The sequence below is a fragment of the Pseudomonas sp. 2995-1 genome (assembly GCF_002742505.1).
In the GTDB taxonomy this organism is placed as follows: domain Bacteria; phylum Pseudomonadota; class Gammaproteobacteria; order Pseudomonadales; family Pseudomonadaceae; genus Aquipseudomonas; species Aquipseudomonas sivasensis.
Window position 1 is genome coordinate 1 of sequence record NZ_LJSA01000563.1, and the last position, 294, is coordinate 294.

1 protein-coding gene is annotated in these 294 nt (G+C 35.7%); it reads left to right on the forward strand.

Features of this window, described 5'->3' with window-relative positions; translation table 11 throughout:
• Positions 1 to 35: 35 nt before the first annotated feature.
• On the forward strand, positions 36 to 294 hold a 259-nt coding region (locus tag AOA61_RS31375; RefSeq protein ID WP_218197399.1), incomplete at its 3' end, for a hypothetical protein.

A 294-nucleotide genomic window follows, 5' to 3' on the forward strand; every position in this document is an offset into this window, starting at 1 on the left:
GTACAAATAATACATTTCAATCCAGCGATGTGAACTTGAACACAGTATCAAGAGCTAAGATATTTCATTTTGGCTATCCACCCCTGATGAAAAGGATGTATGAAAAAGATGGAGAGGAGCTAATCAAACTTTTTCAAACATTAAAAGCAAAGGATCTTGTTACTACATTAGATATGGCAATGCCTGATGCGAGCACATATTCAGGTAATGTTGACTGGGGGGAAATTTTAAAAGGTGTACTACCAAATATAGATGTATTTTTCCCGAGTATCGAGGAAGTAATGTATATGGTAG